Below are 17142 nucleotides of genomic sequence, written 5' to 3'. Positions count from 1 at the left end.
GGGACGGAAAACAAGCATACATCAGTGAGTACAGACAGGTCGAATTTCATAATGTCTAATGATTTAAATCTTAGCTGATGTAAAGTCATGCCAAAACCCGCAATCACAGTTAAAATAAGCGATGGTATAACTTTAGACAACAACATGAATCATCACTTTGCGATCTCCGTTATTCTTCCTGCTTACAATGAAGCGGACTCATTGGAAATATTTTTGCCCTTGCTGAGCCAGTGTCTTCAAAACATCGCTGGCCCTCATGAAATCATCATTGTTGACGATGGAAGCACCGATCGCACCGAATCTGTTTTTCAACATTTTTCACAATACGTTTTGCCTAACGATTATCACAGCAAACTTATCCAATTTTCCAGAAACTTTGGCAAAGAAGCCGCTATCAGTGCAGGACTGGAACAAGCACAAGGCGACATGGTGTTGTTAATGGATCCTGATGGACAACATCCCCTCAACTTAATTCCTCAAATGGTTGACCTCATAAAAGCGGGAGCGGATGTGGTTGCAGGTGTTCAACACACCCGTCATCACGAATCTTGGCTGACACGCACCAGCAAACGTTTATTCTATCGTTTAGTAGCCGACGCTCAACATTTTGAAATCCCAGCCAATGCAGCCGACTTCCGAATGATGAGAAAAAAAGTCGTCAACGTATTAAACCAATTGCCCGAGAAAAAACGTTTTATGAAAGGCCTGTATGCTTGGGCTGGCTTTAAAACAGAATACATCGCTTTTCAAGCATTAGACAGAATCAAAGGCGAAAGCAAATTCAATTTTTCACGATTATTTGAATTAGCACTAGTCGGCATCACGGCCTTTTCCTCACGTCCTTTGCGTTGGGTGTCACACATCGGCATGATCATTTCGCTTTGCTCAATTCTCTATGGGATATACATCATCATAGATACACTGTCCTCTCGCAATCATTTACCTGGTTGGCCGACCTTAGCGGCGGGGATGATGTTTTTATCAGGCATTCAGCTCATTTCTTTAGGCGTGATTGGCGAGTACATTGGCAATATCTATAACGAAGTCAAAGGCCGTCCGCTTTACGTCATTAACAAAATCATTGAACCACAAAACACCGATCATCCAGATAACGATTCACACAACCATTATGAAAACGCTGATGAATGCTGAGGTTGGAGCATCAACACTCTCATCAATGTGAATATTGTGGTAACTTAATAGGTGACTTAACATCGATGATGATTCAAATCACCACAATGAAAACGCCGATGAATACTGAGGTTGGAGCATTAACCCTCTCATCAACGTGAGTATTATGGTAACTTAATAGGTAATTTAACATCGATGATGATTCAGACAACCGCAATGAAAACGATGATGAATGCTGAGGTTTGAACGTTAACCCTCTCATCAACATGAGTATTATGGTAACTTAATAGGTGATTTAACATCGATAATGATTCAGATAACCGCAATGAAAACGCTGATGAATGCTGAGGTTGGAACGTTAACCCTCTCATCAACGTGAAATTGTGATAACTTAATAAGTGATTTAACATCGATGATGATTCAGATAACCGCAATGAAAACGCTGATGAATAGTGAAGTTGGAACGTTAACCCTCTCATCAACGTGAGTATTATGGTAACTTAATAGGTGACTTAACATCGATGATGATTCTGATAACCGCAATGAAAACGCTGATGAATGCTGAGGTTGAACGATTTAAAGGATAGAATTTGATGAAACTAATCATTAATGCTGATGACTTGGGTTTTAATGATGCCATTAACGAAGCCATTGTATTGTTGGCTCAAAAACATCATATCAATGCGTGTAGCCATATGGTGTTTGGACATTTATCAGATGAACATCGTTCTATACTCACCAAAACTCGTGAAACACACACACCTAAAGGGTTTCAGTACATTGGATTACACCTTGACATGACCAGTCACTTGGTCCCCGAACAACACCTTAGCCTGCCGCTTAGGCAACTTATTTTGACTACTTTTTTCCGATCATTAAGTCGCTACAGCATTGAAAACAGCATTAAAGCACAGCTGGACCGATTTGAAGACACATGGAATCACGCACCCGATTTTATTGATGGCCATCAGCACGTTCATCAATTTGCACAAATTCGTCACATCCTGCTTAATGAATGTTTAAAAAGGTACTCCAAAGAAAAACTACCTTTTATTCGTAGCACACGACCTTTTGCTCACACTAAAAACGCAAAAGCCCATATTATCTACTTATTAGGCGGACGACAGATGCGAAAACTTGCCTTAAAAAAAGGATTTCAAACGAACCAAGCTTTTGGAGGGGTGTATCATTTCAAACATTGTGACGAAACGACGTTAACCACTTTATGGCAAAACTGGATAACCGCAGCCAAAACCGAACCCGCAATCATCATGTGTCATCCCGCGATGAACGCACATTCGTCAGAAGATGAGATTAGCAACGCACGTTTATTAGAATTTCAGTTTTTAAACCAACACAACATCCAAGATCTCTTATAAACACCACCCTTTTTGATCATCTGATGTTTACACCCACAATCGCCAACAACCTTATATCTCCCCATCATCAGCCGATCATCTGATGTTTACTATCATTCAAGGCTACAGGTTCTCCGACACACAAACATATCATCAACCCACTTCCTCGAATCCGAAACACTCAAAAAAAAGCCCCGCATAAAGCAGGGCAAACAGGTGACAAACTGTTTAAATCACTTCTTTTGCTTGACTATCAGCGTGATAAGATGAACGTACCATCGCTCCTACCGCTGCGTGCAAGAAGCCCATTTTATAAGCTTCTTCTTCAAACATTTTAAAAGTATCAGGATGAACATAACGCAATACGGGCAAGTGATGCTCGGACGGCTGAAGATACTGTCCAATCGTCAACATTTCTACATTATGTCGGCGTAAATCTCTCATCACTTCCAAAATTTCCTCATCTGTTTCACCCAAACCCACCATCAAGCCTGATTTTGTGGTCACATGAGGATAAAGCGCTTTAAAATCTTTTAGCAATTTCAAAGAATGCTCATAATTCGCACCAGGTCTGGCTTGTTTGTACAAACGAGGCACTGTTTCCAAATTATGATTCAATACATCAGGCGTATAGCCATCAAACAACGCCAACGCTTTTTCTAAACGTCCACGAAAATCTGGAACCAATGTTTCAATCTTTGTATTGGGCGAACGCTCTCTAATCAACTTAATACAATTCACGTAGTGGCCTGCACCGCCATCTAACAAGTCATCACGATCAACCGACGTAATCACGACATAATTTAATTTCATCAAACCAATGGTACGAGCGAGGTTTTCAGGCTCTTTCTCATCCAATGGATCAGGACGACCATGACCTACATCACAGAACGGACAACGTCGCGTGCATTTATCACCCATAATCATGAACGTTGCCGTGCCTCGAGAAAAACACTCTCCAATATTCGGACAAGAAGCCTCTTCGCACACCGTATGCAACTCGTTTTCTCTTAAAATTCGCTTAATATCATTAAAACGAGAACCGGGAGCCGCCGCTTTTACTCTAATCCATTCAGGTTTTTTCAGACGCTCACTATGCACCACCTTAACGGGAATACGAGACACTTTCTCATAAGCCTTTTGTTTTTTAGTAGGATCATATGTTCCTGTACTCATTTTCTATTCTCTTTGTGTACTCATTAATACGATTTACTTATCGCAACTATTTCAAAACATCTGTCTAACTGCCTCTTCACTCATCGCACTATTTCAATGTTTGCACATCCGTCAGTTAGCACTTCGTTCCTATTTTAACAATTTATAAAGTCCTTGATTTCTCCAAAGCCAGATTACAGCTATTTTTGTCTCACCTAGCTATCAAAAAACCAACTTCACTTGATTATCGATCAAATCAACATCACTCATCCAAACACCCCATCACTCACCGCAATCAAGGCATGCTTACAAAGTTTCTGGATAGGTACTCACATTAACCCACAACAGCCTGTCTTCGCTGTTTTAAGCGGTTTAAGATATGTTGTTCAAGTATGGTTGCGACTTCCTGCCAAGATTTTTGGATACCCAATGTCTTTAAATCAATCGTTCTCATACCTGCATACCCGCATGGATTAATGCCTAAAAACGGACGTAAATCCATATCCACATTAAATGCCATGCCGTGATAGGTACTGCCTTTGGTCACTTTCACGCCCAACGCTGCGATTTTCGCCAAATCACCCTCTGGCATGTTCACATATATACCTGGGGCCCCCTCTTTGCGACACCCCTTTGTCACGCCTAAATCTCGCAAGGTATCTAATGCCACATCTTCCAACAAAGTTACGTATTCACGCACAAACAAACCGTATCGATGTAAATCAATCAAAGGATACAGCACGACTTGCCCCGGTCCGTGATAAGTAACTTGTCCGCCACGATTGCATTTCACAATTGGAATATTGCCCGGATTAAGAATATGTTCTGTTTTGCCCGCTTGACCCAAAGTGTACACAGGCTCATGTTCAACTATCCACAACTGATCAGTCGTCTGTTCATCACGCTGTTCAGTAAACGCTTTCATCGCATCCCAGCAAGATTGGTAAGGAGTCAATCCTGCAAAATAACGAACTTCAATACCATCAGACATTTTCATTCACTCATCTCAACACGTCGTGAATCACCTCATCCACCGCACTTCTCGCCAACTCACCCACCACGTTCACATCATCCGAACTAGCAGGCAACATCGGCTACAACACGTATTTCACTAACTCATGCGATGTTAAGGCACGATAAATATTATCTAATTGTTCTCTTGATGTAGCATTCACAAACAACGTCAAGCCCAGATATTTACCGCCACTGCTCGGTTTCATCACCACAGTACTGGCATCAAAATCAGGATCAAACTGTTTCACCAAATCCACGATTTTTTGAGCAAAGTCTGGTTCATTAACCCCCATCGCCTTAATCGGAAACTCGCATGGATACTCGATAAGCGATTCTTCTAAACGTTGTGCCTGTTGTAACGTTGCTTTTGGATCTTTTGTCATAATTGTTCAATGACCTCATCATAAGCTTGACGTAACTGACGATAGACAGGACCCGGTTTACCGCCATTCACCGCCTTACCATCATGTTCAGTAATAGGCAAAATCTCTTTAGTCGCCGATGTAAACATGATTTCATCAGCCTGTGCCACTTCTTCTTTGGAGATTTTTCTTGCTTCAAACGGCACACCTACTTTTTTAGCCAATTCTTCAATAAAGCCGTAGCGAATACCCTCTAAAATCAAGTTATCACGAACAGGTGCCAATAACTTACCGCCTTTGACCACCCAAATATTGGCAGAAGATGCCTCGCTCAAATAACCGTCACGGAATTGAATCACATCATCCACCTCACGTTCCAAAGCATATTCTTTTGCCAACACATTTCCCAGCAAAGAAACAGACTTGATATCACAATGCAACCAACGCACATCTTCCATACTCACGGTTCTAAGCCCGTCTTCGCGATAATGTTCAGATGGACGATCAAAAGGTGAGGCAATCATAAAAATAGTCGGTGCCACGGCAGGACGCGGAAAAGCGTGATCACGTTTAGCCACGCCTCTTGTCACTTGCAAATAAACAAATGTATTTTCATAATCAGAACGGTCAATCATCGCTTTCATCAAGGCTTTCCAGTCCTCAGCCGTTTTTCCCGTTTCCAATTTTATTTTGGACAAACTTCTCATCAAACGAGCGACATGCTCATCTAAACGAAAGGGTTTTCCTTTATAAGCAGGCACCACCTCGTAAATGCCGTCACCAAAAATAAATCCACGATCTAAAACAGAAATCTTTGCTTGAGAAAGTGGCAAAAATTCACCATTTAAATAAACTTCTCTATCGTCATTAATCCCTTGAATCATGACTATCACCTTTTATTAAAAAACGTTCAACAATCTATCCCATAAACGCCCAAAAAATCCTGCTTGGGGCATATCTTCTAAAGCGACCAAAGGCTCCGTTTTCAATACCTTGTCATCATAACGATACTCGATTTGTCCCAGTATTTCGCCTTTTTTCACAGGTGCATAAAGATTGGCTTCAGGCACCGCGACGACCGATATTTTGTTATCTTGACCCACTGGATAACTCAATACCACCGCCTCTAAGCTACCTGCCGCAACGGTTTTCTCTTGACCACCCAACACAGGCACGTGGGCAACGACACCTTTAGCAGCTGTCATTTCTTTATCCATAACCATTCCATACGCCCAATTCAACAGGGTTTCGCTCATTTGTTCGCGTTCACGAATACTATCTGCACCCACCACAATTGAAATCACACGACGATCATTTCTCAAAGCTGTGGCGATCAAACAATATCCCGCATCGTCTGTATGCCCTGTTTTCAAGCCATCTACACCTAAATTCTTAAACAACAAGCCATTGCGATTTGACTGCGAAATCTTATTGAATGTAAACGACTGTTGACTAAAATAATGATAAAACTCGGGATAATCTTTCACCATATGTTGAGCCAGAATAGCCAAATCATGTACCGTTGTGTAATGCGTATCAGAAGGCAGTCCAGTCGGATCATCATAATGCGTTTGATTCATACCAAATTCTTTGGCACGTTTATTCATTAACAAAACAAAATTCTCAACCGATCCACCGACTAATTCCGCTAACTGTACCGCTGCATCATTACCCGATTGAACAATCAAGCCTTGTAATAACTCACCCACGGTCGCCGTTTTATTCACTTCGATAAACATACGCGATCCGCCTGTTCGCCACGCTCGTTCAGAAATCGTGACCTTTTGATCCAGACTAATTCGATGATCTTGAATTGCTGAAAACACCAAACTAGCAGTCATTAATTTAGTCAAAGAAGCAGGTGCCACGCGTTCATTAGCGTTTTGACCAGCCAAAACTTGACCGCTATTCACATCCAACAACATCCATGCTTTTGCATTGACTTGCGGGGGATTAAAATGACTGATCTCACTCAAGCTGATTTTATCGGCATTTTGAATCGCTTTTTCAACCGCACTCGGGGTCGTGTAAACCGTTCGATTCACCTGATTAACAGGCTGTCCGCTATCCGTCAATACCAAAACAGCCACCACAACCAGCACAAGAATCAACACCAAAAGTTTTATTTTTTTCATATCATTCCAACCATTTATTCATATCTATTGTTTATCTCAAACGATTGATAAAATCATGCACCAATCGTTTCAAGATGATTAAATTTCCATGGAAAAAGTGCGTGGACTCAGGCACCACCACCACTGGAACATGATAAGGTCTAAACCAATCAAAGACTTCTTGCAAAGGCACCACTTCGTCATTTTCGCCATGCACCACCAAAGTGTTTTCGGCGGGCAACACTATCTCACGCCATGTAAAACGCCATACAGCAGGCCCTGTTAATACCAAAGAATCTGGGAGTGTTAAACCTCTATCCTTTAATTCATTATATAGCTGTGTTGCTACTGCAGTGCCAAAAGAAAAGCCTCCTAACACAAAACGCTTATCCATCAACTCAGGATAGGTTTGTAAAAATTGTTCATAAACCGCCAACATATCAAAGGTTTCGCCATGAGCTTTATCAAACACACCCTCTGATAACCCCACACCACGAAAATTCGGACGCACCACCACAAAACCCAATTGCGTGCAAAGACGTGCCATGGTCGTAATAACTTTATTATCGCGACTACCATCATACAAAGGATGAGGATGAAGTAATAAAGCCCACCCCGTGATTTCAGGTGTGGTGGGCCAATCTATCGCACAATCTACGATCCCTACTTGTCCTTGAAACTGCATTGTTTTTGGATTCATCTCATCTTCCTTTTTTGGTGTTCATCAAAAACTACTTTCGCTTACATTCATCACGTTTAAGCAACAACCCCATCAGCACTGATTTTTGAGGCTCCACATCGCCATCCCATCAAGCACGCGTTCATTCCTCGTTATCGCACCACTCAACCATTTCATCATGGAACACGTATCGAGTCCCGCATTCATCACGTTTAACCAACAACCCCATCAGCACTGATTTTCGAGGCATAGAATCGCAGTCCATCCAATACAGGGAAACGAATTTCTGATAACACTGGCTCATATCCCTCTAGTCTCAAAAACTGCTGTTTTAACTCAGGAATGATGTCGTGTCTCGCCCCGCCTGACAGGTATATCTTGGGTTCTTTCACTACGCCTTTTTGGGCATAATAAGACTTTAACGCTTGCCATTGTCTTAAAATCGCACCGCATTGGGCGGCAATAATACCCGAACGAATCGCATCCACCGTATTGACTGGAAAATCTGGCGGAAAATATACTTTTTTGTCCACTCTGACTTGAGGCAAATTCGCGGTACCACTGTGCAGACTTTTCGTCATCATCAACGTACCTGGCAAAATTAATCCACCTAAAAACTCGTTCGCTTCACTAATGGAATCAATGGTTGTAGCCGTTCCCATACTCACCAACATCGCCACATCTTTTGGACAATGCCATCTCAAGCCCAACAAGGCATACCATCGATCTGCACCTAATTGCTCGTGTCGATAAGCGGATGTTAAACACAATGTCTGAGGCTCGCTTTTAAGCCACTTTACAGGGCAAGGCATCATGGATTCGATTTGTGCCTTAATCACTTGTCCCGCCACATTCACGCCAAACGCTCGTTTAGGTAAATCGGGCAAATCAGCTACCCATTTTTTTAATTCATCGATGTGAATATGGTTAATCACTAAATAAGATTGAGGGGTTTCATTTTGTGAATCAACAAAACAAACTTTTATTCTCGAATTACCTGCATCTATCAATATATCAATCATTCTTCTGTCTCACGCACTGAAACGTCACCCACCAGCACACGGTGTTCATGACCTTGATCATCTCTAACCAACAATCGTCCATCTTGATCAATGCCAAGTGCTTGTCCTTGCAACACCAACTGCTGGTCGTGAAAAACATCCACCATTTTATCTTGTAATTCATCGACCAATTTAAAACGCTCTAAAAATGGCTCAATACCTTCTTGTTCGTATCGTGCAAAGGCTTCTTGCCACGCATAAGCGATTTTAGCCACTAACATCGCTAAGCTTTCATTTTGACGGCGATGACTGCCATCTAAAATCGAGGTCCAATCAATAATCGGGCGATTTAATTCTTGGCTCAAAAAAGCCGCTCGTGCAAGGTTCATCCCCATACCCAACACAATAACGTGATGTTTAGGCCCTGTGCGTTCTGCCAAAGTCGGTCTTACAGACTCTACCAAAATGCCACTCAGTTTAGCACCATTAAAATAAATATCGTTTGGCCATTTTAAAGTCAATTTTTTTTGTTGAACAAAATCCAAATTCTGTCGCAACACCTCACACGCCACTAATCCAGAAATCGGTGCTAAAGCAGGAACTTTCATCGGATCCATAAACACATCAAACGCACATGAAAACATTAAACTCGCATCTTTCATGCTATGCCATTTTTTGCCTTGACGGCCTTTGCCTTGCGTCTGGAATCTGGCGCCCAATATCGCGGGACGAAAGGGTTTCACACTACCCTCACGAACAAGACGAATTAACGCTGCATTAGTCGAATCGACGGTATCCACCCACGACACCATGTTGAATTGGGGCAATGCACTCAGCAATTCCTTTGTCATCACCCCTGAATCGATACTTTCCATATACTGATACTGCTTGTAAATTTGTTATTTTAAATATGATTCAATCGCTTTGACAATGCGTCGGGTCGCCCCCTCATGAAGCGATAACCAATCTTTACCTGCCTTACCCATTTCTTTTCGTTCATCTTCGTGTGCAAGCAAGTCCAACGCTATCTCTATCGCTTCTGATACCGTTTCTGCTCGTCTCGCCGCCCCAGCAAATAAGGCGTTGTCAGCCGATTGTGAAAAATTTTCTGTATGCGGGCCAAAAATCACTGGAACCCCTAAGGCACATGCTTCAATATGGTTTTGACCCCCATAAGGCAGGAAACTACCGCCAATAATGGCCACATCCGACATCCCATAATAAAAATACATCTCGCCGACCGTATCACCTAGGATGACATCTGCCGCTCTCGCTCTGGCATCATCTGGATGTTCTGACCTCACCACAAAACTCAAACTCCACGTACCCAGTAAATTCTTACACAAAGCATACGTTTCTGCATGTCGAGGAATGAGTAAAAACAAAGGTAAATGAACGCCCTCGTCTTTTAAGCGAGCGATTTCCTGAATAAACAGGGCTTCTTCATTTTCACGAATCGAAGCCAACGCCACAATCGGACGATTTAACACACGTTTCACTTCTGTGGCGTAATGCACCTGCATGCCTGATACTTGTAAATCAAACTTCAAGTTACCAACGACTTCTGAGGGACATTTGACTCCGATTTCTTGTAAACGATGTAAATCCTTTTTCGTCTGAGGCAACACCAAAGACAGACTGCCATACGCCTCTCGCATCACCTTACCTAGCAACTTCGCGGATCTTAAAGCAGACTCTGAGAACCTTGCACTGACCAGAATCATCGGAATATTTCTTTTTTTCGCTTCATGTAATAAATTCGGCCAAATCTCACGTTCAATCAACAAACCACATCGAGGATGCCAATGATCAAAAAACGCCTGTGCCGCTTGAGGAAAATCAAAAGGTATCCAAGTTTGGACCAACTGGCCAGAAATAATGGCATTCGCAAAAAAACGCTGTCCCTGACGAAACCCTGTTGCCGTCATATGCGTCAATAAAATCGGATACCCTTTATCTAATAAATAACGAATCAACGGATACGCCGCACGTGTCTCACCCAAAGAAACTGCATGAATCCATACAGGTGCGATTAACTCTTGACGTTTCGGATCGTAAAACCCTGCATTCGCTGGTTCATCTGAAGATAATTGTTCATAGTGGCCCAAACGTCGTTTATCATCAATACCCCATTCCCCACCTGCCTTTTTCGCACGCTTTTTCAGAATATTAAATAAAAAAGGTTTACTCAGTCGTAAAATCTGGGTGTAAAAGAAACGATTCATCTTGGCTTATAAATTCCGTGATATATCACTGCTTAGCATATCAAATATTACTGATATTTTAACCTAGCATTTACCCTAGAATTTATTTAATTATCGTTTGCCCAGAACATCCGATGGGGTAATCGCCATCTTAACGAATCGCATTAAAAATCGTGTCAACGTTGTATTGGAACATGCCCAAATACGTGCTGGTTGGCCCGCTTTCACTAATCGAATCGGTGTACAACTTACCGCCGACTTTGGCCCCACTGTCACGAGCCAACTGTTCAATTAATCGTGCATTAAAAATATTTTCAAAAAATACTGCCGGCACTTTTTCCTCTTTAATTTCATCAATGAGGGAGGCGATAATTTTTGCCGATGGTCGTGAAGCCGAACTAATGCCCATTGCCGCATGAACCTTAATGCCATACGCTTTTGCAAAGTAAGAAAACGCATCATGATTCGTGACCATTTGTTTACGTGCAGGTGGCAAAGATGCGAATTTTGCTTTTGTTTCTGCATCTAACAACTTAATCGATGCCACGTATGCATCGCCTCTTTGCTCATAATCACTGGCGTGTTCAGGATCAATCTTTCTTAACGCCTCTACGATATTCTGAACATAAATCACGGCATTGCTTAAATCTTGCCACGCATGAGGGTCCCATTTTCCGTGATGTTCATGGTCGTGATGAGGTCCATCATGATGATGGTGTGCCTCATCCACCTCAATAAGGACAACACCTTTCGTCGCCACCACCGTCAGACCTTTGTAACCCGCCGACTTTACTAAACGTTGCGTCCAATCATCAAAACCCAAGCCATTTATCACCAGTAAATTCGCATTGGCCAACGTGGCGACCGACTGAGGACTGGGGTCAAACTCATGAACATCCGCCCCAATCGGCACCAAAGAAACAACCTCAACCGCCTCACCACCAATTTGTTGCACCATATCTTGAAGAATCGAAAAACTCGTGACCACTTTAACTTTTGATTCTGCCACGAGACTGGCGACACTCAACACCAGCACCACTGCAAGTTTTACCCAACCTTTCATACAAACACCCTCTTATAGTCATTAGTTTTTTAATCAAAATTAATCGCGATTATTTCATTTCCTTACGAACCCATCACGATCGCCATCCACGTCACGATCGCAGCACAACGAGCCAACATCACGCTATCGAAGCGATTATCATCTACGTCACGATCGCTAAACTTCTAGTTATCGTCTTTTCAAAACACCGCGTTTGCCCATTAACAAGGCCAAGATATAAATCAAGCCTGCTGTTAGCATAATGCCTGAAGACGATGGCATGGTGTGATGAAAAGAAACCGCTAAACCGACATACACCGATACAGCTCCAATCAAAACCGCGGCAATCATTTGCTTTCCAACCGTTTTGACCATCAAACTTGCGGCCGAGGCAGGTAACAACATCATCCCCACCACCATTAAAGTACCTAATACTTGAAATCCTGCTACCAAATTAATCACGAGCAACACCAAGTAAAACAGGTGCACCAACGATCCTTTGCCCCCCTCGCTTTGAAAAAATATCGGATCAAAGCATTCAATTAACAAAGGCCGATAAATAATCGCGATCACCAATGTTGTCAACCCACTCACGATCATCATAAACATGAGGGAATCATTATCCAAGCCCAAAATCGTACCAAATAACACATGAACCAAGTCCATATTACTGCCCTTCAACGACAGCAATAGCACACCCAAGCTCAAAGAAATAATATAAAAACTACCAAAACTTGCATCCGCTTTCATATTGGTATAACGCGTCACCAAACCCGCCAATACCGCGACCACCAGACCTGCCACCAACCCGCCACTGGCCATAGCCACTATCGAATTTCCTGAAATCAAAAAACCCAAGGCCACGCCTGGCAAAATCGCATGCGACATCGAATCCGCCACCAAACTCATTCTTCTTAATAGTAAAAACGTACCTAACGGAGCGGATGACAAAGCCAAAAACAGCCCGCCCAACAAAGCACGACGCATAAAATCATACTCAACAAACGGAGCAATCAATAAAGAATACATATTAAAAACTCCTTTGTTGTCTGGCTTTTTCTAAATTTTCTGGCGTGATGACGGCATCCACACTTCCCCAAGCCCGAATCGTATCCGATAACAATAAGCATTGGTTAAAGTTTGCTTTGGCTAAATCAATATCGTGTAGTACCGCAATCACGGTTCGCCCCTCCGCGTGCCAATCACGAATAATACAAAGCAAATCATCTCGCGTGTAAGCATCAATCGCAGCAAACGGCTCATCTAACACAAAAACCGATGCATCAGTGACCATCAATCTAGCAAACAATGCACGTTGAAACTGTCCGCCTGACAATTCTCCAATCAAAGAATGGCTGTGGTTTTTCAGCCCTACTCGTTCCATTGCATCAGCGATCTTTTGTTTGATCTGTTTTGAATAACTTTTAAATACCCCAACTTGGTTCCACGCCCCCATCGCCACCAAATCATAAACCGTCATCGGAAAGGTTTTATCAATCTCGGAAGACTGTGGCAACAAGGCATAACGCAGATTTGGATTTTTTCTAATCACCCCAGCACTCGGTTTTAAAAGGCCCATCATAGCCTTGACCAATGTCGATTTTCCCGCTCCATTTGGACCTAAAATCGCTATCAATTCACCTTGAGAAAACTCAACATTCAAGTCAACCACCACCTGTTTGTTTCCCCAAGACAGTGATAAATGCTCGCATTCAAAGACATTCATGCTCAGTCCAATCCTCTTAAAATCATCCATGCACACCAGCACAATATCAAGATAGGAAAAATCACATAAGCCACTCGCGTCATCGCACTAGACAATAAAAAAGAATGTTTTACGGATTGAATCTGTTTGGACGGGATTCTTGAAATATTTTCAATTGACATAAAAAAAGTCGGTAACAAAAATGTTATTGTATAACATCTGTCTGATTATGCAAAGTATGAGTCGTGTTTAAACGCACACAAATATGACTGATATATTCCTTATTTATTCATCTAGATTGATGTAGAATATAAGTACGTTTCAAGGAAAATCAGATATGAATAATATTTCAGAACAACTAAAGAAAATCGAGGATATTTGTGAGGCAAACGGCACACGACTGACCCAATCTCGTCGTCAGGTGCTTGAACTCATTCTTGAATCACCACAAAGCGTAAAAGCCTATGATCTTTTAAAGGCCATGCTAAAAGAACATCCGAACACCAAACCACCCATTGTTTACCGTGCGTTAGAATTTTTAGAACAACAACATTTTATACATCGTATTGATTCCCTGAACGCGTGGGCGGTGTGCCAACATATCCAGAAAGATTGTGAACATGGCGAGAGTCTTTTACTGGCGTGCAAAAGCTGCGGCAGTGTCAAAGAAATTGAAAATCAAACCGTTACCCATCATCTTACCAACATGCTTCATGAACATGGTTATCAGACAACGGGGAAAGAAACCGAAATCCAAGTTATTTGCCCTAATTGTATTGAACAGCCTTAATACACCGTGCGAAACGATGGGCAACGATAGCCATTGACCCGTGCTTAGTCTCAGCGTCACGTCACGTCATCACCCTTATTCAGATGAACGTTTTTTGCTCCAAACAAAATACAACCACACCCCAATCACTATCATAGGCAACGATAGCCATTGACCCATGCTTAGTCCTAAAGCCAATTTGCCTAAGAAATAGTCGGGTTCACGCACAAACTCCACTAAAAACCTGAACGAACCATATCCGATTAAAAACAACCCAGACACTTTTCCTGTTGCTCTCGGTTTTCGTGAATACACCCATAAAATCGCAAACAGCAAAAACCCCTCTAGAAACATTTCATACAACTGCGATGGGTGGCGTGGAACAGGGCCGCCTGTTGGAAAAACCATCGCCCAAGGCACATCCGTGACTCTTCCCCACAATTCGCCATTGATAAAATTCCCCAAACGTCCAGCCACCAAGCCTAAAGGTATCAACGGAGCGATAAAATCCGTCAAGGTAAAAAACGAGATTTTTTGACGATACCCGTACAACCACATAGCACACAGCACCCCTAAAAATCCCCCATGAAAAGACATACCGCCTTTCCAAACCTCAAGAATCATGATCGGATTAGCCATGTATTCTTGAAATTGGTAGAACAAAATAAATCCTAAGCGTCCCCCAATAATCACCCCCATCGCACCATAAAACAACATATCTTCAAATTGTTTCAGTGTAAAAGGAAGCTGCTTATGGCGAATACGATACCGTCCTAATAAATAAGCAAGCAAAAAACCTAGCAAATACATCAAACCATACCAATGAATATCAATACCTGCCACACTGATTGCAACGGGATCAAAATCAGGAAAAACTAACATCTATCTCACATCCATGGAATAAAAATCAAAATTTCTTGTTCAAACACGCAAGTCAAACCCTACATTTTATCAGTTTATCACGTCCAAAAACCTCTAAAAACACCGTATATAGATGAATCCAATATTTGTGACGGCAATCCCTCTACCTCATTTAAGTACGTACATTTACTTGCGTAGTAGCACGCTAAACGAACATATCTTTTTAACCATACGATTACGTAGATCTACCGACGTATCTCCACCCCTCTTAATACGTACATTTACTTGCGTAGTAGCACGCTAAACGAACGTATCTTTTTAACCATATGATTACGTAGATCTACTGACGTATCTCCACCCCTCTTAATACGTACATTTACTTGCGTAGTAGCACGCTTCTTACTTCCCACAATCAGCACAAACCCCTTAACACATTCATTTATAATAAAATACTCTTCCTTTTTTAAATTTTCTGAATTGACCATGACTAAAAATCCTGGATTTTATACACTCGGGCTAATTCTTGGCATTATGACCGCTATTGGTCCTTTTGCTATCGACATGTACTTACCCTCTTTGCCCACCATTACTGAACATTTACATACCACTGAAGGTCAAACGCAATTAACACTTGTTGCCTTTTCTTTTGCAATGGGGATGAGTCAATTATTTTATGGAGCTTTATCCGATACTTACGGTCGTAGAAAACCGCTACTTATCGGACTGAGCATTTTTACGATTTGTACCATTGCGTGTGCGTTAGCCTCTAGCATTGAAGCACTGATTGCGTTTCGCTTTTTTCAAGGGATGGGGGCCGCAGCGGGTTCAGTGACTGCTTATGCGATTGTGCGTGATTTTTACACTGGCACACAAGCAACCAAACTCATCTCTTTTTTGATGCTTGTTTTTAGCGTCTCACCTATTTTGGCACCCATTGCAGGCAGTTTCATTGTGTCGATTTCTCAAGGCGAATGGCGTTGGATTTTCTGGACCATTACCGTGATTGCCGCCATTGATATTTGTTTGGCTTACTTCTTTATTCCAGAATCCCGACCTGCAGAAAAACGTCAAGGTGCAACATTAACCAAGGCATTCAAAAACTTTGGCATCCTTATCAAAGACCCGCATATCATCGGGCTAGCACTTATCGGGGCGTGCAATATTGCGGCGTTCTTTTGCTTTTTATTTACCTCTTCCTTTGTCTTCCAAGGGTATTATCATCAAAGTTCCAGCCATTACGCCTTATTATTCGGACTCAACGCGGCCACTTTTTTCTTGAGTGCCCAACTCAACTCCTTTCTTGGCAAACGCGTTGGACTTCCTAATCTGGTACGCATTGGAATGAGCGGTTCGGTGACTGCATTGGGGATACTGTGGATATATCTGCATTTCTTAGGCGAAAACCTCTATGTCTTTATGCCTTTGTTAATGCTGGGTTCAATGTGCATGGCATGGACCATTCCTACTTCCACTGTTATTGCCATGGAAAAATATGGACAATTAGCCGCGTCCACCTCATCACTTATTGGATCGTGCCAAATCATCATGGGTAGTATTGCAGGGGCTATTATGAGCCATCTTCATGCACAAACCCCTCATACCTTGATTTCGGGCATGGTTTCATGGCTGATTATCGCGTTCTTGATTATGTTGTGGGTGATTCCAAAAGTCAAAAAAGCCAAAATCATCGCCCAATAAACCCAAACAAACTTTAACACCTATCCGTAAAAAAGGGGCCAAACACCCC

General features: G+C 42.2%; 18 protein-coding genes. 4 read left to right on the top strand and 14 right to left on the bottom strand.

Going from position 1 to position 17142, the window contains the following annotated elements; translation table 11 throughout:
• The first annotated feature begins 144 nt into the window (after window positions 1-144).
• Complete coding sequence (locus tag IX83_RS00500; protein WP_051919620.1) at window positions 145-1152, top strand: glycosyltransferase family 2 protein; 1008 nt, start codon at window positions 145-147, stop codon at window positions 1150-1152.
• Between the two features lie 572 nt (window positions 1153-1724).
• On the top strand, window positions 1725-2510 hold the full coding sequence (locus tag IX83_RS00495) for a ChbG/HpnK family deacetylase (RefSeq protein WP_038497915.1): 786 nt from the start codon (window positions 1725-1727) through the stop codon (window positions 2508-2510).
• A gap of 207 nt (window positions 2511-2717) precedes the next feature.
• Here IX83_RS00495 and lipA read toward each other — a convergent pair whose 3' ends face one another.
• The 13 genes from lipA to IX83_RS09000 form a co-directional block, all read right to left on the bottom strand.
• Window positions 2718-3665, bottom strand: coding sequence for a lipoyl synthase (gene lipA, locus IX83_RS00490; protein ID WP_038497913.1), 948 nt, complete (start codon window positions 3663-3665; stop codon window positions 2718-2720).
• A 313-nt stretch (window positions 3666-3978) separates the two neighbouring features.
• A complete protein-coding gene (lipB, locus tag IX83_RS00485) occupies window positions 3979-4635 on the bottom strand; it encodes a lipoyl(octanoyl) transferase LipB (RefSeq protein ID WP_038497910.1) in 657 nt (218 codons plus the stop codon).
• Between the two features lie 103 nt (window positions 4636-4738).
• Window positions 4739-5041 carry a YbeD family protein gene (locus IX83_RS00480; RefSeq protein WP_038497907.1) on the bottom strand — a complete coding sequence of 101 codons (303 nt, stop codon included), beginning with the start codon at window positions 5039-5041 and terminating at the stop codon, window positions 4739-4741.
• Window positions 5038-5904: a D-amino acid aminotransferase gene (locus tag IX83_RS00475; protein WP_038497905.1), complete on the bottom strand. Its 867-nt coding sequence runs from the start codon at window positions 5902-5904 to the stop codon at window positions 5038-5040. The genes IX83_RS00480 and IX83_RS00475 overlap by 4 nt, the downstream gene beginning before the upstream one ends.
• Before the next feature lie 15 nt (window positions 5905-5919).
• A complete protein-coding gene (locus IX83_RS00470) occupies window positions 5920-7155 on the bottom strand; it encodes a D-alanyl-D-alanine carboxypeptidase family protein (protein WP_038497902.1) in 1236 nt (411 codons plus the stop codon).
• Between the two features lie 31 nt (window positions 7156-7186).
• On the bottom strand, window positions 7187-7834 hold the full coding sequence (locus IX83_RS00465; protein ID WP_038497899.1) for an alpha/beta hydrolase: 648 nt from the start codon (window positions 7832-7834) through the stop codon (window positions 7187-7189).
• 191 nt (window positions 7835-8025) lie between these two features.
• The gene (locus IX83_RS00460; RefSeq protein ID WP_051918967.1) at window positions 8026-8835 is read right to left on the bottom strand and encodes a type III pantothenate kinase; all 810 of its coding nucleotides are present in this window, start codon (window positions 8833-8835) and stop codon (window positions 8026-8028) included.
• On the bottom strand, window positions 8832-9689 hold the full coding sequence (locus IX83_RS00455; RefSeq protein WP_038497896.1) for a biotin--[acetyl-CoA-carboxylase] ligase: 858 nt from the start codon (window positions 9687-9689) through the stop codon (window positions 8832-8834). Before IX83_RS00455 ends, IX83_RS00460 begins: the two co-directional genes overlap by 4 nt.
• A 24-nt stretch (window positions 9690-9713) precedes the next feature.
• Window positions 9714-11039 (bottom strand): 3-deoxy-D-manno-octulosonic acid transferase, encoded by a 1326-nt coding sequence (locus tag IX83_RS00450; protein WP_038497892.1) that lies wholly within the window; start codon window positions 11037-11039, stop codon window positions 9714-9716.
• 130 nt (window positions 11040-11169) lie between these two features.
• On the bottom strand, window positions 11170-12081 hold the full coding sequence (locus IX83_RS00445) for a metal ABC transporter substrate-binding protein (protein ID WP_038497889.1): 912 nt from the start codon (window positions 12079-12081) through the stop codon (window positions 11170-11172).
• A 168-nt stretch (window positions 12082-12249) separates the two neighbouring features.
• Complete coding sequence (locus IX83_RS00440; RefSeq protein ID WP_038497886.1) at window positions 12250-13089, bottom strand: metal ABC transporter permease; 840 nt, start codon at window positions 13087-13089, stop codon at window positions 12250-12252.
• A gap of 1 nt (window position 13090) precedes the next feature.
• A complete protein-coding gene (locus IX83_RS00435) occupies window positions 13091-13786 on the bottom strand; it encodes a metal ABC transporter ATP-binding protein (RefSeq protein ID WP_038497883.1) in 696 nt (231 codons plus the stop codon).
• Between the two features lie 2 nt (window positions 13787-13788).
• On the bottom strand, window positions 13789-13947 hold the full coding sequence (locus tag IX83_RS09000) for a hypothetical protein (RefSeq protein WP_158074706.1): 159 nt from the start codon (window positions 13945-13947) through the stop codon (window positions 13789-13791).
• Between the two features lie 155 nt (window positions 13948-14102).
• Here IX83_RS09000 and IX83_RS00430 point away from each other — a divergent pair, with 155 nt between their 5' ends.
• On the top strand, window positions 14103-14555 hold the full coding sequence (locus IX83_RS00430) for a Fur family transcriptional regulator (RefSeq protein WP_038497881.1): 453 nt from the start codon (window positions 14103-14105) through the stop codon (window positions 14553-14555).
• A 75-nt stretch (window positions 14556-14630) separates the two neighbouring features.
• Here IX83_RS00430 and lgt read toward each other — a convergent pair whose 3' ends face one another.
• Window positions 14631-15416, bottom strand: a complete 786-nt coding sequence (gene lgt / locus IX83_RS00425) for a prolipoprotein diacylglyceryl transferase (protein WP_038497878.1) — start codon at window positions 15414-15416, stop codon at window positions 14631-14633.
• A 462-nt stretch (window positions 15417-15878) separates the two neighbouring features.
• On the opposite strand from lgt, the gene IX83_RS00415 reads away from it, so the two are divergent.
• Window positions 15879-17093 (top strand): multidrug effflux MFS transporter, encoded by a 1215-nt coding sequence (locus IX83_RS00415; protein ID WP_038497874.1) that lies wholly within the window; start codon window positions 15879-15881, stop codon window positions 17091-17093.
• Window positions 17094-17142: the final 49 nt, after the last annotated feature.

The organism is Basilea psittacipulmonis DSM 24701, assembly GCF_000743945.1.
Classification (GTDB): Bacteria; Pseudomonadota; Gammaproteobacteria; order Burkholderiales; family Burkholderiaceae_B; genus Basilea; species Basilea psittacipulmonis.
The sequence above is the reverse complement of the archived record's forward strand: the minus strand, read 5'-3'. Positions and strand labels throughout refer to the sequence as shown.

Coding starts and splice junctions, on each gene's coding strand:
- IX83_RS00465 (WP_038497899.1), bottom strand. CDS start 7,834: ATGAATCCAAAAACAATGCAGTTTCAAGGACAAGTAGGGATCGTAGAT.
- IX83_RS00445 (WP_038497889.1), bottom strand. CDS start 12,081: ATGAAAGGTTGGGTAAAACTTGCAGTGGTGCTGGTGTTGAGTGTCGCC.
- IX83_RS00500 (WP_051919620.1), top strand. CDS start 145: ATGAATCATCACTTTGCGATCTCCGTTATTCTTCCTGCTTACAATGAA.
- IX83_RS00455 (WP_038497896.1), bottom strand. CDS start 9,689: ATGGAAAGTATCGATTCAGGGGTGATGACAAAGGAATTGCTGAGTGCA.
- lgt (WP_038497878.1), bottom strand. CDS start 15,416: ATGTTAGTTTTTCCTGATTTTGATCCCGTTGCAATCAGTGTGGCAGGT.
- IX83_RS00470 (WP_038497902.1), bottom strand. CDS start 7,155: ATGAAAAAAATAAAACTTTTGGTGTTGATTCTTGTGCTGGTTGTGGTG.
- IX83_RS00450 (WP_038497892.1), bottom strand. CDS start 11,039: ATGAATCGTTTCTTTTACACCCAGATTTTACGACTGAGTAAACCTTTT.
- lipB (WP_038497910.1), bottom strand. CDS start 4,635: ATGTCTGATGGTATTGAAGTTCGTTATTTTGCAGGATTGACTCCTTAC.
- IX83_RS00495 (WP_038497915.1), top strand. CDS start 1,725: ATGAAACTAATCATTAATGCTGATGACTTGGGTTTTAATGATGCCATT.
- IX83_RS00475 (WP_038497905.1), bottom strand. CDS start 5,904: ATGATTCAAGGGATTAATGACGATAGAGAAGTTTATTTAAATGGTGAA.
- lipA (WP_038497913.1), bottom strand. CDS start 3,665: ATGAGTACAGGAACATATGATCCTACTAAAAAACAAAAGGCTTATGAG.
- IX83_RS00480 (WP_038497907.1), bottom strand. CDS start 5,041: ATGACAAAAGATCCAAAAGCAACGTTACAACAGGCACAACGTTTAGAA.
- IX83_RS09000 (WP_158074706.1), bottom strand. CDS start 13,947: ATGTCAATTGAAAATATTTCAAGAATCCCGTCCAAACAGATTCAATCC.
- IX83_RS00440 (WP_038497886.1), bottom strand. CDS start 13,089: ATGTATTCTTTATTGATTGCTCCGTTTGTTGAGTATGATTTTATGCGT.
- IX83_RS00435 (WP_038497883.1), bottom strand. CDS start 13,786: ATGAATGTCTTTGAATGCGAGCATTTATCACTGTCTTGGGGAAACAAA.
- IX83_RS00430 (WP_038497881.1), top strand. CDS start 14,103: ATGAATAATATTTCAGAACAACTAAAGAAAATCGAGGATATTTGTGAG.
- IX83_RS00415 (WP_038497874.1), top strand. CDS start 15,879: ATGACTAAAAATCCTGGATTTTATACACTCGGGCTAATTCTTGGCATT.
- IX83_RS00460 (WP_051918967.1), bottom strand. CDS start 8,835: ATGATTGATATATTGATAGATGCAGGTAATTCGAGAATAAAAGTTTGT.